The sequence below is a fragment of the Klebsiella pneumoniae complex sp. WS1778 genome, from assembly GCF_049472055.1.
Taxonomy (GTDB): Bacteria; Pseudomonadota; Gammaproteobacteria; order Enterobacterales; family Enterobacteriaceae; genus Klebsiella; species Klebsiella quasipneumoniae.
On sequence record NZ_JBKGTJ010000006.1, the window covers coordinates 37,093 to 51,910 of the forward strand.

Consider the following 14,818-nt stretch of genomic DNA (forward strand, 5'->3'; position numbering starts at 1 on the left):
GGGTTTTGCGGCTCAGTTTGGTATGGCGTGGCGGTGGAGGAGCAGAGGCAAACTGGCGGAAGATCACAGGAGTTGAACCTGCCCGGGACCGCTGGCGGCCCCAACTGGATTTGAAGTCCAGCCACCTCACCGGAGATGACGATCTTCCGCGCCTCGATTGCTACATGGAGGCGGGGCGCATTATAGCTACTTTCAGCCGTTTACCACATACCTGAACGCACTTTTTTACTGTTAAAACTGGACTTTGCAGAACAGTCTGAAACAAATCCTTTCAAAATCCATGGGTTACACTTTTTCATACGCTTTCAGGCTACCGCGATCACAGAAAACAAGAAACGTAATCTGATAACGAGATATCGCAATTCATCTTCCTGCGGCAAAGGTTTACAAGAAATGTAACCGGTACCAATCCGTGGCGCCGCTAAGGGAATTGTGCCCATATGAAAGATCATATTTTGTCCGTCAAAGAGAAAATTGGCTACGGCATGGGTGACGCCGCCAGCCACATCATTTTTGATAACGTTATGTTGTATATGATGTTTTTCTACACCGATATCTTCGGCATCCCCGCTGGTTTTGTCGGCACCATGTTCCTGCTGGCGCGCGCGCTGGATGCGATCTCCGACCCGTGCATGGGCCTGCTGGCCGACCGTACCCGCAGCCGCTGGGGTAAATTTCGCCCGTGGATCCTCTTCGGCGCCATACCGTTCGGCCTCGTCTGCGTACTGGCCTACAGCTCGCCGGACTTAAGCCACCACGGCAAGCTTATTTACGCTGCGGTAACCTACACGCTGCTGACGCTGCTCTACACCGTGGTAAATATCCCCTACTGCGCGCTCGGCGGCGTGATCACCGACAACCCGACACAGCGCATCTCCCTGCAGTCCTGGCGCTTTGTGCTGGCAACAGCAGGCGGCATGCTCTCCACCGTGCTGATGATGCCGCTGGTCAACGTTATCGGCGGAGATGACAAAGCGCTTGGCTTCCAGGGCGGCATCGCGGTGCTGTCGGCAATCGCCTTCCTGATGCTGGCCTTCTGCTTTTTTACCACCAAAGAGCGTGTCGAAGCGCCGCCGAGCAGCACCTCGATGCGCGAAGATTTGCGCGATATCTGGCGCAATGACCAGTGGCGAGTGGTTGGCGTGCTCACCATTCTCAATATCCTCGCGGTCTGCGTTCGCGGCGGCGCGATGATGTACTACACCACCTGGATCATGGGCTCGGCGGCGCTGTTCACCGTCTTCCTCACCACTTACTGCGTCGGCAACCTGATTGGCTCGGCGCTGGCGAAACCGCTGACCGACTGGAAATGCAAAGTCAGCGTCTTCTGGTGGACCAACGCCCTCCTGGCGGTGCTCAGCGTGGCGATGTTTTTCGTACCGATGAATGCCGAAATCACCATGTTCGTCTTTATCTTCGCCATTGGCGTACTGCACCAGCTGGTGACGCCAATCCAGTGGGTGATGATGTCCGACACCGTCGACTACGGCGAATGGTGCAACGGCAAACGCCTGACCGGCATCAGCTTTGCCGGCACCCTGTTTGTGCTCAAGCTGGGCCTGGCGCTGGGCGGCGCGCTCATCGGCTGGATGCTGGCCGGCGGCGGTTACGACGCCGCAGCCAAAACCCAGAACGGCGCCACCCTCACCATTATTATCGCCTTGTTCACCCTCGTTCCGGCGGTGTGTTACCTGCTGAGCGCGGCGATCGCCAAACGCTTCTACACGCTGAAAACGCCGTTCCTGAAAAAAATGATGGCCGAGCTGGCCGAGGGTGCGCGTCGTAATGAACAAGATTTCGCAACAGCCCCGATCGACAAAGAATGGCAAAACTAAGAGGACGTTTTAATGAAAATCAGTGATGGAAACTGGCTCATTCAACCAGGGCTCACCCTGATCCAACCCGTACAGGTTTATGAGGTGGAGCAGCAGGGGAATGAAATGGTGGTCTATGCCGCGCCGCGCGATGTCCGCGAACGCGCCTGGCAGCTGGATACGCCGTTATTCACCCTGCGCTTTTTCTCCCCGCTGGAAGGGGTGATCGGGGTGCGTATGGAGCACTTCCAGGGCGCGCTGGATAACGGTCCGCACTACCCGCTGAACGTGCAGAACGACGTCAATGTCACCATAGAGGATACGGCCGAATTCGCCGAGCTGAAAAGCGGTAGCCTTAGCGTGCGCGTTACTAAAGGCGAATTCTGGGCGCTGGATTTTCTGCGCGACGGCGTGCGTATCACCGGTAGTCAGCTGAAAAACAATGGCTACGTGCAGGATAGTCAGACCCAGCGCAATTATCTGTTTGAGCGCCTCGACCTCGGTGTCGGCGAAACCGTCTACGGTCTCGGCGAGCGCTTTACCGCCCTGGTGCGCAACGGCCAGACGGTAGAAACCTGGAACGAAGACGGCGGCACCAGCACCGAGCAATCCTATAAAAACATTCCGTTCTACCTGACCAACCGCGGCTACGGCGTGCTGGTCAATCACCCGCAGCGCGTCTCCTTCGAGGTGGGCTCGGAGAAGGTCTCGAAAGTCCAGTTTAGCGTGGAAGGCGAATACCTTGAGTACTTCGTGATCGACGGCCCGACGCCGAAAGCGGTGCTCAACCGCTATACGCAGCTCACCGGTCGCCCGGCGCTGCCGCCGGCATGGTCGTTTGGTCTGTGGCTGACCACCTCGTTCACCACCAACTATGACGAAGCGACGGTGAACCGCTTTATCGACGGCATGGCCGAGCGCCAGCTGCCGCTGCACGTCTTCCATTTCGACTGTTTCTGGATGAAGGCCTTCCAGTGGTGCGATTTCGAATGGGATCCGCTGACTTTCCCGGACCCGGAAGGGATGATCAAGCGCCTGAAGGCGAAAGGGCTGAAGATCTGCGTGTGGATCAATCCGTATATCGGCCAGCGCTCGCCGGTGTTCAAGGAGCTGAGAGAGAAGGGCTGTCTGCTGAAGCGCCCGGACGGTTCGCTGTGGCAGTGGGATAAGTGGCAGCCTGGGCTGGCGATATATGACTTCACCAACCCGGAAGCCTGTCAGTGGTACGCCGACAAACTCAAAGGCCTGGTGGCGATGGGCGTCGACTGCTTCAAGACCGACTTCGGCGAACGCATCCCGACCGATGTGCAGTGGTTTGATGGTTCTGACCCGCAGAAAATGCACAACCATTACGCCTTCATCTATAACGAACTGGTGTGGAACGTGCTGAAAGAGACCGTCGGCGAGAAAGAAGCGGTGCTGTTCGCTCGCTCCGCCTCGGTGGGCGCACAGCAGTTCCCGGTGCACTGGGGCGGCGACTGCTACGCCAATTACGAATCGATGGCGGAAAGCCTGCGCGGCGGGTTGTCGATCGGCATGTCTGGCTTCGGTTTCTGGAGCCACGATATCGGCGGTTTCGAGAATACCGCCCCGGCCCACGTCTACAAGCGCTGGTGCGCCTTCGGCCTGCTTTCCAGCCACAGCCGCCTGCACGGCAGTAAATCCTATCGTGTGCCATGGGCCTACGACGAAGAGTCCTGCGACGTGGTGCGCCACTTCACGCAGCTGAAATGCCGCATGATGCCCTATCTCTATCGTCAGGCGGCATTGGCCAATGAGTACGGCACCCCGATGCTGCGCGCGATGATGCTCGAGTTCCCGGACGATCCGACCTGCGACTATCTCGACCGCCAGTATATGCTGGGTGATTCAGTGCTGGTCGCGCCGGTGTTCTCCGAAGCGGGCGATGTGCAGTTTTATCTGCCGGAAGGGCGCTGGACGCATCTGTGGCATAACGATGAATTGCCGGGTAGCCGCTGGCATAAGCAGAATCATAATGCGCTGAGTCTGCCGGTCTACATTCGCGACAATACTCTGCTGGCGCTGGGCAACAATGACCAGAAACCCGATTATGCCTGGCATGAAGGCACCGCCTTCCAGCTGTTCCACCTCGAAGAGGGGCGCGAGGCGCGCTGTCAGGTTCTGGCGGCGGACGGTTCCACGATCTTCACCCTGAAGGCGAAGCGCCAGGGCAACACCATCGCCGTGAGCGGCGAAGGCGAAGCCCGCGGCTGGACGCTGTGCCTGCGCAATATCCAGCAGATAGCCGGCGTTCAGGGCGGCACGCAGACCGGCAGCGAATGGGGTGTGGTGGTGAGCGCCCAGGGCAATACGCTGACGATTACGTTGTAAAAGACTGCGTTAACGGCAGAGACCCTCTTCGCCTGGCGGAGAGGGTTTTTTATTCCATTTTTGTACAAAAAGTAATATTCATTTCAGTCTGGTGACTCAGGCCGCAGACTCCGTTGCTGAACGGTGATAGCGTATTCTGCCGCTGAGAGGAGCCCGCCATGGACGTAGAAAATATCTTTCGTGACGTGAAGCTAAGCAAAACGGAAATGACCGTGCTGCGCTTTATCCAGAACGACCCGGAGCAGTGTATCCGCCAGGGGGTCCGCGCCGTGGCGGAGCAGTGCTACAGTAATCCCTCCTCGCTGGTACGGCTGGCGAAAAAGCTTAAGTTCAGCGGCTGGCTGGAGCTGGTCTATTTCATCAAGTTCAATATCACCATGCCGAAGCTCGATGTCACCAACGATATCGACTATATGAGCATTCAGCCGGCGGAGGCGCTGACGCCACTGCTGGCAAGCCTCGCGCAGCAGCGCGTCCTGATCCACGGCAGCGGCTTTTCGCAGCTGATCGCCCAGTATATTTATAACAAGTTTCTCGTCACTGGGGTGAATGCCAGCCTGGCGCTGTGGCCGGATTACGAAATTCTTGAACAGAAAAACGCCGCTCGCTTCGACTCCATCTGGATCATTTCGAAATCCGGGCGCAGCAGCTCAGCGCTTAACTGGGTGAAGGCCCTGGAGGGGAAGGAGATTAATCTGGTCTGCTTTACCGGTGATTATCAGAGCCCGCTGGCGCAGGCTGCAGATACGGCGTTTATTATTCACGACCCGCAGAAGTTTGACGATGATATTTACTGGAGCAACCCGTTTTTCGGCTACTGCATCTTAGGCTTTGAGCGGCTACTGAAGATGTGGTTTACCCGCGTACGGAGCAATAGCTAGACCCGCTAAGCGCGGTGCGAGCGGGGGAGTTCCCGGATGGCGGCTGGCGCCTTATCCGGGCTACCGGGTGATGCGGCTATTTGTCGGGTGGCGGCTTACGCTTGACCCGACCTACATAAAATCATAACCGCTCCGTTCGTAGCCCCGCTAAGCGTAGCGCAAGCGGGGGAATCCCATCGGCAGCAGGTTACCGCCAGGCGGCGAACTGCTCATCGTCGAGGTAGGCCTCGACCAGGGTTTTCGCCAGCGAATAGGAACCGATCAGCGGGTGCGCCATCAGCGCCCGCACCGCCAGCGACTTATCCTGCTGCAGGATCGCCGCAACCGCCAGCCGCTCATACTCTTTCACGCAGGAAATCATATTTTTCTGCGCCGTCGGCACCTTCACCGGCGTTACCGGCTTGAGACCCTCCCGGCTCAGGTCGCAGCTGATCTCAATCACGTCGTCAGGGCGCAAAAAGTCGAGCGTGCCATTATTCTGGATCGACACCACGATCCGCTTGGTGGTGGTGCTGTTCACCGCTTCCAGAATATCCAGCGCCACCCCGGCATAGCCGCCGGTGTCCGGCTCTTCGATAAACTGCCGCAGCGTCAGCGGCTCGCGGGTATGAAATTTCTCCTGCCGGGATTCGTTCTGCATATAGCTATTTTCCCGGCGAAGGTAGTGCTGCATCCAGATATTGAAGGCGGCTTCCGGCTGCGTTCTGGCATCCACGGTGCGCAGCGCCTGGCGCATCTCCTGATTGATACGGGCGATCTGCTCCCCGCGCGTTTCGCCTGCCCCCTGAATCGCCTTCAGCGCCTCGTCGCGATAGTAATAATAATAGAGATATTCGTTGAGTAACTGGTTATCGCACAGCCGCACCAGTTCGGGTGAGAAATACTGCATCGCGGTCTTCTGGTACAGCGCCGGGCTGGCGATCAGCCGCTCGGTCACCGCTTCCCCGCGCACGGTGAAGTGGGTAAACCAGGAGAAATGGTTCAGCCCATAGCATTCCACGCTCAGGTCGCGCTCCTCACAGCCGAGGATCGCCGGCAGCTCACGAATCAGCTCGGAGGGGGCATCGCAGATCCCGTAGACCCGACGCTTAAAGCCGGACTTGACGATCGCTTCCGTCACCAGGCCTGAGGGGTTGGTAAAGTTAAACAGAATGGCGTCTTCGGCGGCATGCGCTTCGATCAGCCGGCAATAGTCGAGGATCGCCGGGATCGAACGCATGGCCATCGCGAAACCGCCGGCGCCGGTGGTCTCCTGGCCGAGGGTGTTATGTTGCAGCGCAATGCGCTCGTCGCGAATACGGCTTTCATCACCACCGACCCGCAGGGTGGTAATAATATAATTGGCGTTTTGTAGCGCCGCGACCGGATCGGTAGTGGTCGTGAAATGAATATCCGGGCGAATGGTCGTAAATACATAGCGGGCAATTTCACCGAATATCGCCAGATTATCTGCAGAGTTATCGAGAAAAACCACCTCCGTTAAACCAATGCGGTGAGCATTATATGCCAGAGATTTCGCTAAAAATGCAGAGCGAACGCCGCCCCCGCCTAATACGGTTAATTTCATACAAACTCCTCATTAATTTTCTGCTAACCAGTTATCAACCCGGGAACGTACCTGTCCCACTTTTACGCCATAAATAACCTGAACCTCATTGCGATTGCGCACTACGCCGTTGGCGCCGGTATTTTTTAATTGCGCGTCATCAACCCGCGCCATATCGCGCACGGCCACGCGCAGGCGGGTAAAACAATTATCGACGGAGAGAATATTCTCCTTGCCCCCGAGACCGCGGATAATGTCATCGGTGACCGACTGCGGCTGCGCGACTTTCTGGCGATACTCCGCTTTGCTGTAGAGCTTCACGTTCTCGTCATCTTCCCGGCCCGGCGTTTTCAGATTCAGCTTCACCACCAGAGTGCGGAAAATCACGTAGTAGACGGCGAACTGGCCGATACCGATAAGGACATATCCCGGCCAGCGCGTTAAGGAGACCGGTAGCGGCAGGTTATAGATCAGAAATTCGATCAGGCCCGAGGCTCCCCAGGGGCGTACGGTGAAGAGGTCGCAAATGGCCTGCGAGGCGGCGGTTAACGTCGCATGGATCACCCACAGCAGCGGCGAGACAAACAAGAAGGTGAACTCAATCGGCTCGGTGATGCCAGTCAGCATCGAGGTGATAATTGCCGGCAGCAGAATCGCCTTGGCCATCACTTTTTTCTCCGGCTTCGCGGTGTGGTAGAACGCCAGCGAGGCGCCGGCCAGGCCGAAGATGGTGGTCATCCCTTGCTGTGAGAAGCGTAGGGCCTCATTCATCACCGGGGTCAGATCCGGATGGCGCATATAGGCGAGAAAAATGGCCTGGGTACCGGAGACCACCTGGCCGTCCACGTTCAGGGTGCCGCCAATCTGGGTGAGCTGGAAGGGTGACCAGACAAAATGGTGCAGGCCGGTCGGGATAAGAAATTTTTCAAAGAAACCATAGACGAAGACCCCGGCGACCCCGGCATTTTTCATAAAGCCGGTGAGGGCGGAGATGCCGTGGGTCATAAACGGCCAAATCCAGGTAAAGGCGATGGCGTAGAAGATAACCACCGGCGTCATCGCCACCAGCGTCAGCTTGGCGCCGCCGTACATCGACAGCGCGCCGGGCAGCTCAATGGTAGAAACTTTATTGTGCACCCACGCGATAGTGCAGCCGAGAATAATGCCAAGGAAAACGCCCATATCCACCACTACAAAGCCCAGCAGTTGGGTTTGCCCGGTGCCATAATATTCACCGTTAATTTTTTCGGCGAGTCCGTGGGTGTGTTCCAGCCAGGAGTGGTTGGCGCCAAGAAACATAATGAAGCACATCACCGCAACCAGCGCGACTTCGGTTTTTTTATCTTTTGCCAGGCCATAGCTAATACCGACGCAAAATAATAAGCCGAGGTTGCCAAATAGAGGCCAAAAGGTGTCGCCGAGCATCTGCCCAAGCTGGTGCAGGAAACTGGTTTCAGCTATTAATGTCGGATTAGTTAATACTGAACTGAGGGCCAGAATTAAGCCAATGACCGGCAAGAACAATACGGCGCCGATCATGGCCCGGGAGAATTTTTGCATATTCTCCAGAATACGCTGACGTATTTCAGGCATGATTGATCCTTTTATATTTTTGTAGGTACAGGGAGCGGTTTCTTTTTATCGACTTCCAGTATTTTGGTTATAGCAACTCTGATATTTGAAAGGAACCAGTAGCGGTAAATAGGCACAGATAGCCGCTTATTGCACACAGGTTTCAGAATGCTTGCAGACCCCCTCCCTGAAAGGGAAAGGGCGTAGCCAGAGCGGAGTGTTTGCAGAGAAGCGTTCCCTCTCCCCGTGGGGGAGAGGGGGATGGGGCATCGCTAGGGCGTGACGGGAGCGGACGCTGGCGCGGCGGGGGCGGTATTGACCTCGCCGTTGCGCATGGTTTGCGCCACCTGCTGTTTCTCCATATTTACGGCGCTAAGCTGTGCGTTGACCGTCGGCTTGAGCGGGGCATCGGCCTGCACGCTGCCGCTGGCGGTCAGCTGGAGGTTGCCATCCCCGCTAATGGGGAGCGAAGGCCAGCCCCAGGCCTGCAGAATATTCAGCGGCACGCCGCGGCCGTTCAGGCTCAAATTGACCTGGCGCTGCGGCAGCTGGGATACCGCGGCGGTGGCCTGCAGAATGCCGCGCTCGGTGAAGGCGCTGAGCTCAGTGATATTGACCGTCGACGCCGTGGCGCTCAGCTTGAGTGAAGGGCGACGCACGTCAATTCGGTTAAAGGTCGCCGCCGCGGCGTTCAGCGTCGCGCTACCGTTCCACACCCCCCAGCTGCCGTTTTTCACCAGCTGAAGCTCGCCGCCATAGCCATCGAGAGCGGTAATCTGCCATGGGAAGGCTGGGTCCACATCGATGATCAGGTTGCGGCTGGCGCTGAATTTTTTAAGCGTCAGGCTTTGCAGCCAGGCCGGCAGCGGCGCCATCCACAGTGGCTTCCAGTTCGCCGGCAGCGTGTACTCCAGCCCGGCGAAGGCGGTGTCGTCAAGCACCAGCGCGTTACCGGCGCGCAGCCAGCTGCCGGAGGTTCGCACCATGCCGCCCTCCCAGCGCGAGGAGAACTGGCGCAGGGCAATACCCTGGGGTGAAAATTCGGCATTCAGGATCGGGTCGAAAAAGTGCAGCGAGCCGTAGATAAATTCGCTGGCATTCATCGACAGCGCGCCGTCCTGGCTCTGCCAGCCGCCGTGACTGAGCGTCAGGTTGCGCAGGCTCAGGTCAAGGTCGGTTACCGCCCAGTCCGGCCCCTGCAGGCGGGCGTCGGTGATATCCAGGCGGCCAATCTGCAGAGAGGGGACCGTGGTTAACGGCGCGAAAAAGTCGGCCAGCGAGGCGGCGCTCTGCAGTCGGATCTCATTGAGCTGCAGGTTATCCACCAGCCAGCTGCCGTCGGCGCTGCGTTTCGCATTGCCGGTTAAGGTGCCGCGGGCGACATCGGCGCCGAGGGTGGAGAGGGTGACCTCGCCCTGATCAATCTTGCCCTGAATCAGAACATTGCTGGCTTCGACGCCATTGAGCGTCATCGAGCCCGCGCTCATCTGGATCTGCGCCGTTTTCCCCAGCACATTGCCTGCCTCCGGCGCCCATGGGCTGACGCCGCCAGTGACGCGCTGCGCGCTGAGCGCCCAGCCGGTTTCCGGACTATTGAAGGCCATATTGCGCAACATTAGCCGGTCTGCAGCGAACGGCAGGTCGGCAGAGTGGGGTGACAGATTCAGGGTGCCGTCGTTAAGGACAATCTCATCCGCATGCAGCGGGTCGCTAAACTGGCGGGTGCTGAAGCCAATATCGACCGTTTTCGCCACCAGGGTTGCCGGCTTGCCTTCCCGGCCAAAGGTGACGTTTTGCAACTGCACATGAAGAGGGGAGGAGAAATCGTGGTCCATCGCATCGAAGGAGACCTGCCAGCCGGTGCCATTGCTGAGCCAGGCGCTGGCCTGGCGGGCGCCCCAGTGGGTTTGCAGCAGGAACCACGCGCCAACGATGACGAGCAGCAGAGCGACTAGCAGCCAGAGAATCAGCTTTCCAAGAAATTTCATGGTCTTCCATTCTGTGAGATGCACATAACCGTGTTATGCCCGATTTATGCGCACTTCTCAAGGCAGGCGTGGTTTATTTCCGTGACGGGGCAGGCGGTGGAGGGCAGCGCCAGGGTGCCCCGGCCGATGGCACGACCGGGACGCGTTAAATCAGGCTTTTTCTGGCGGGAAAATTAAATTCAGAACAATCGCCGTGATACCGCCGGCGGCGATACCGGAGGAGAGCAGATTCTTCAGCCAGTCCGGCGCGAACTGCAGGATCAACGGCTGCTGCGACACGCCGAGGCCCACCGCCAGCGACAGGGCGATAATCAGGATCGCCCGGCGATTCAGCGGCTCGCGGGAGACGATGCGCACGCCGGACGCGGCGATGGTGCCGAACATCACCAGCGTGGCGCCGCCGAGCACTGGCTCAGGGATATGCTGTACGAAGCCGCTCACCGCCGGGAACAGCCCGAGGACGATCAGCATCAGCGCCACCACAAAGCCGACGTAGCGGCTGGCGACGCCGGTCAGCTGGATCACGCCGTTGTTCTGGCCGAAGCAGGAGTTCGGGAAGGTGTTGAAGACCGCGGACACAAAGGAGTTGAGGCCGTTAGCCAGCACGCCGCCTTTCAGGCGCTTCATATACAGCGGACCCGAGACCGGCTGTTCGGAGACGTCGGAGGTGGCGGTGATATCGCCGATGGTTTCCAGGGAGGTGATCATAAACACCAGCATCAGCGGCAGCAGCAGGCTCCAGTCAATGCCGAGGCCATAGTAGAGCGGCGTCGGGACGGTGATGAGGCTGCTGTTGGTCGGGGCGGTGTTGGCCGGCAGCATATCCAGGAACCACGCCGCCAGATAGCCCGCCGCCATGGCAATCACCAGCGAAGCGATGCGCAAATAGGGATTACGCTGGCGGTTGAGAATGATGATCAGCGCCAGCACGATGCCCGCCAGCAGCAGGTTCTTCGGCGCGCCGAAGCTATGGTCGGCCATCGCCGCGTAGCCGCCGCCGATGGAGGTCAACCCAACCTGAATCAGCGACAGGCCGATGATCATCACCACCACGCCGGAGACCAGCGGGGTAATGATGCGGCGCGCGAGGTGCAGGACGCGGGAGAGGACCATTTCCGTGCAGCTGGCCAGCATCAGGGTGCCGAACAGGGCGGCCATCATCGTCGGGACGTCGGCGCCGCCGGTTTTCAGCGCGGTGCCGCCCATGATCAGCGGGGCGACAAAGTTGAAGCTGGTGCCCTGGATGGAGAGCAGTCCGGAACCGACCGGGCCCCAGGCTTTGATCTGAATAATGGAGGCCACGCCGGAGGCGAACAGCGACATGCTGATGATATGTTGGGTATCTTGCGCCGGGAGACCGAGAGCCTGGCAGATTAACAGCGCCGGGGTGATCACCGCGACAAACATCGCCAGCAGGTGCTGGAAGGCGGCGAACAGGGTTTGCGGTAGGGGCGGGCGATCTTCGAGGCGGTAAATTAATTCGCTGGCTGGTTTATGCGCAACCGGTTGCGCATTTTCTGACTCTGCGGTGTTAACGGACATCACAAGCAATCCCAAGGTGGCAAAGCGGGAATTTTATCGGACTGTAGACCAAAAGCAAACGTTTGCCAGCGTTTGCCCATAAAAATTTATGCTGTGAATATGCGCAAGGAGATTATTAACATTATGTATGCTAAATCGCATCATTCAGGATACAAAATATCTTTTTCTGTCATTTTTTCCGCCGTTCTGCGTAAAATCCCCCTCTGCCTCCTCATGAAGAGAAGCTAAAGACACCAGGAATATCGTCGCGTGTGAATGGATCATGCGCCCATAAGGAGCTTTTTATGTTTCATCTCGATACCTTATCGACGCTCGTTGCCGCAACGCTTGTGCTATTACTCGGCAGAAAACTCGTCCAAACCGTACCCCTCCTCAAGAAATACACCATTCCTGAACCTGTTGCCGGCGGTCTGCTGGTGGCGCTGGCGCTGCTGGTGCTGAAAAAAAGTATGGATATCGATATTGATTTCGATATGAGCCTCAAAGATCCGCTGATGCTGGCGTTCTTCGCCACCATCGGTCTGAACGCCAACCTGGCCAGCCTGCGGGCGGGCGGCAAGGTACTGGGTACCTTTCTGATTGTGGTGGTTGGTCTGTTGCTGCTGCAGAACGCCCTCGGTATCGGCATGGCGAAGCTGTTGGGCCTGGATCCGCTGATGGGTCTGCTGGCCGGTTCTATTACCCTTTCCGGCGGCCACGGCACCGGGGCGGCATGGAGCAAGCTGTTCGTTGAGCGCTATGGTTTTGCCAACGCCACCGAGGTGGCGATGGCCTGCGCGACTTTCGGCCTGGTGCTCGGCGGCCTGATCGGCGGCCCGGTGGCGCGTTACCTGGTGAAACACTCTTCCTCGCCGGACGGGACGCCGGACGATCAGGTGGCGCCGACCGCCTTCGAAAAGCCGGACGTGGGGCGGGTGATCACCTCGCTGGTGCTGATCGAGAGTATCGCCCTGATCGCTATCTGTCTGACGGTGGGCAAGGTGGTTGCGCAACTGTTGGCGGGCAGTGTCTTTGAATTGCCGACTTTTGTCTGCGTGCTGTTTATCGGCGTGATCCTCAGCAACAGCCTGGCGCTGGCGGGGCTGTACCGGGTGTTCGATCGCGCGGTGTCGGTGCTGGGCAACGTCAGCCTGTCGCTGTTCCTCGCCATGGCGCTGATGAGCCTCAAGCTCTGGGAACTGGCTTCTCTGGCGCTGCCGATGATTATTATCCTGGCGGTGCAGGCGGTAGCGATGGCGCTGTACGCGGTGTTCGTCACCTATCGGATGATGGGTAAAAACTACGATGCCGCGGTGCTGGCAGCCGGGCATTGCGGGTTTGGTCTGGGGGCAACGCCGACGGCGATCGCCAATATGCAGGCAATTACCGACCGTTTCGGCCCGTCACATATGGCCTTCCTGGTGGTGCCGATGGTGGGGGCGTTCTTTATCGATATCGTCAACGCGCTGGTGATTAAGCTGTACCTGTTGCTGCCGATATTTGGTTGATAAAAAACCCGGAGGCGGTGCTGCGCACCTGTCCGGGCTACAAGATCGTGCTGTTTGGGGTTATGTAGCCCGGCTAAGGCGTTTACGCCGCAAGCCGGGAATACCTGCACAATCTTACGCTTCGTCGTGCTCTTCCCACGCTAACGCGCGTTTCACCGCTTTCTTCCAGCCGCTGTAACGATAGTTACGCTCAGTGGTTTCAATCCCCGGGCGGAATTCACGCTCAATCACCGCTTTTTCCTGCAGCTCATCGAGGTTCTGCCAGAAGCCGACCGCCAGACCGGCCAGATAGGCGGCGCCCAGGGCTGTCACTTCGCGCACTTCCGGACGCTCCACGCGGGTGCCGAGGATATCGGACTGGAACTGCATGAGGAAGTTGTTGGCCACCGCGCCGCCATCCACGCGCAGCGCATGCAGACGGATACCGGAGTCAGCCTGCATCGCTTCCAGCACGTCGCGGGTCTGATAGGCAATGGACTCCAGCGTCGCACGGATAATGTGGTTCGAGTTCACGCCACGGGTGAGGCCGAAAATCGCGCCGCGGGCATAGGGGTCCCAGTACGGCGCGCCAAGACCGGTGAACGCAGGCACGACGTACACGCCGTTGGTGTCCTTCACTTTGGTGGCGAAGTACTCGGAATCGAACGCATCGCTGATGAGCTTCATCTCGTCGCGCAGCCACTGAATGGAGGCGCCAGCCATAAACACCGCCCCTTCCAGTGCGTAGTTCACCTCGCCGCGCGGACCGCAGGCGATGGTGGTCAGCAGACCGTGAGTGGAGGTCACCGCTTTTTCGCCGGTGTTCATCAGCATAAAGCAGCCGGTGCCGTAGGTATTTTTCGCCATCCCTTCCTTAACGCACAGCTGGCCGAACAGGGCCGCCTGCTGGTCACCGGCGATCCCGGCGATAGGAATACGGGTCCCGCCTTTACCACCGATGTTGGTCTGGCCGTACACTTCGGACGACTTGCGCACTTCCGGCAGCATGGCGCGCGGAATATCCAGCGCGTCGAGCATCTTGTCGTCCCAGTCCAGGTCGTGGATGTTGAACAGCATGGTACGCGAGGCGTTGGTGTAGTCGGTGACGTGCACGCGACCCTGGGTCATCTTCCAGATAAGCCAGGTGTCCACGGTGCCGAACAGCAGCTCACCGCGCTTCGCACGCTCACGGGAACCTTCGACATGGTCGAGGATCCATTTCACCTTGGTGCCGGAGAAGTAGGGGTCCACCACCAGGCCAGTGGCCTTGCGGATATACTCCTCCATCCCGTCACGCTTGAGCTGCTCGCAGATCTCGGCGGTGCGGCGGCACTGCCAGACGATGGCGTTATAGATCGGTTTGCCGGTCTCGCGCTCCCACACCACCACGGTCTCACGCTGGTTGGTGATACCGATGGCCGCGATCTGATCGGAGTTGATATCCGCTTTGGCCAGCGCTTCGACCAGCGTCGAGCTTTGGGACGCCCAGATTTCCATCGGGTCGTGTTCAACCCAGCCTGGCTTAGGATAAATTTGTTCGAATTCTCGCTGGGAGACGCTGACGATATTGGCATCATGATCCATCACAACGGCCCGGGAGCTGGTAGTGCCCTGGTCAAGCGCAACGATATATTTTTTGTCGGTCATAGTCGGTGTC

The 14,818-nt window shown here is 58.5% G+C and carries 9 protein-coding genes and 1 tRNA gene; 4 read left to right on the forward strand and 6 right to left on the reverse strand.

Going from position 1 to position 14,818, the window contains the following annotated elements:
- Positions 1 to 53 precede the first annotated feature (53 nt).
- Positions 54 to 148: transfer RNA gene (locus ACLEXF_RS21685), tRNA-Sec, on the reverse strand.
- Between the two features lie 292 nt (positions 149 to 440).
- Between ACLEXF_RS21685 and ACLEXF_RS21690 the strand changes: the two genes are divergently transcribed.
- The 3 genes from ACLEXF_RS21690 (at position 441) to ACLEXF_RS21700 (ending at position 5,047) form a co-directional block, all read left to right on the forward strand.
- Positions 441 to 1,835: a glycoside-pentoside-hexuronide family transporter gene (locus tag ACLEXF_RS21690; RefSeq protein WP_049093065.1), complete on the forward strand. Its 1,395-nt coding sequence runs from the start codon at positions 441 to 443 to the stop codon at positions 1,833 to 1,835.
- A 12-nt stretch (positions 1,836 to 1,847) separates the two neighbouring features.
- Positions 1,848 to 4,166 carry an alpha-xylosidase gene (yicI, locus tag ACLEXF_RS21695; RefSeq protein ID WP_423265812.1) on the forward strand — a complete coding sequence of 773 codons (2,319 nt, stop codon included), beginning with the start codon at positions 1,848 to 1,850 and terminating at the stop codon, positions 4,164 to 4,166.
- A gap of 158 nt (positions 4,167 to 4,324) precedes the next feature.
- Positions 4,325 to 5,047 carry a MurR/RpiR family transcriptional regulator gene (locus tag ACLEXF_RS21700; RefSeq protein WP_004205097.1) on the forward strand — a complete coding sequence of 241 codons (723 nt, stop codon included), beginning with the start codon at positions 4,325 to 4,327 and terminating at the stop codon, positions 5,045 to 5,047.
- 187 nt (positions 5,048 to 5,234) lie between these two features.
- Here the strand turns inward: ACLEXF_RS21700 and ACLEXF_RS21705 are convergent, their stop codons facing one another.
- The 4 genes from ACLEXF_RS21705 to ACLEXF_RS21720 form a co-directional block, all read right to left on the reverse strand.
- The gene (locus tag ACLEXF_RS21705; RefSeq protein WP_023319347.1) at positions 5,235 to 6,614 is read right to left on the reverse strand and encodes a 6-phospho-beta-glucosidase; all 1,380 of its coding nucleotides are present in this window, start codon (positions 6,612 to 6,614) and stop codon (positions 5,235 to 5,237) included.
- A gap of 12 nt (positions 6,615 to 6,626) precedes the next feature.
- Positions 6,627 to 8,186 (reverse strand): PTS transporter subunit EIIC, encoded by a 1,560-nt coding sequence (locus tag ACLEXF_RS21710; protein ID WP_004205095.1) that lies wholly within the window; start codon positions 8,184 to 8,186, stop codon positions 6,627 to 6,629.
- A 251-nt stretch (positions 8,187 to 8,437) separates the two neighbouring features.
- On the reverse strand, positions 8,438 to 10,153 hold the full coding sequence (locus tag ACLEXF_RS21715; protein ID WP_407259554.1) for an AsmA family protein: 1,716 nt from the start codon (positions 10,151 to 10,153) through the stop codon (positions 8,438 to 8,440).
- Between the two features lie 150 nt (positions 10,154 to 10,303).
- Entirely contained in the window at positions 10,304 to 11,695 is a 1,392-nt protein-coding gene (locus ACLEXF_RS21720) for a nucleobase:cation symporter-2 family protein (RefSeq protein ID WP_407259555.1), read from the reverse strand.
- Between the two features lie 284 nt (positions 11,696 to 11,979).
- Here ACLEXF_RS21720 and gltS point away from each other — a divergent pair, with 284 nt between their 5' ends.
- A complete protein-coding gene (gltS, locus tag ACLEXF_RS21725) occupies positions 11,980 to 13,182 on the forward strand; it encodes a sodium/glutamate symporter (RefSeq protein WP_004901437.1) in 1,203 nt (400 codons plus the stop codon).
- Between the two features lie 114 nt (positions 13,183 to 13,296).
- On the opposite strand, the gene glpK is transcribed toward gltS, so the two are convergent.
- Positions 13,297 to 14,808 carry a glycerol kinase GlpK gene (glpK, locus tag ACLEXF_RS21730; protein WP_004873089.1) on the reverse strand — a complete coding sequence of 504 codons (1,512 nt, stop codon included), beginning with the start codon at positions 14,806 to 14,808 and terminating at the stop codon, positions 13,297 to 13,299.
- Positions 14,809 to 14,818 lie beyond the last annotated feature (10 nt).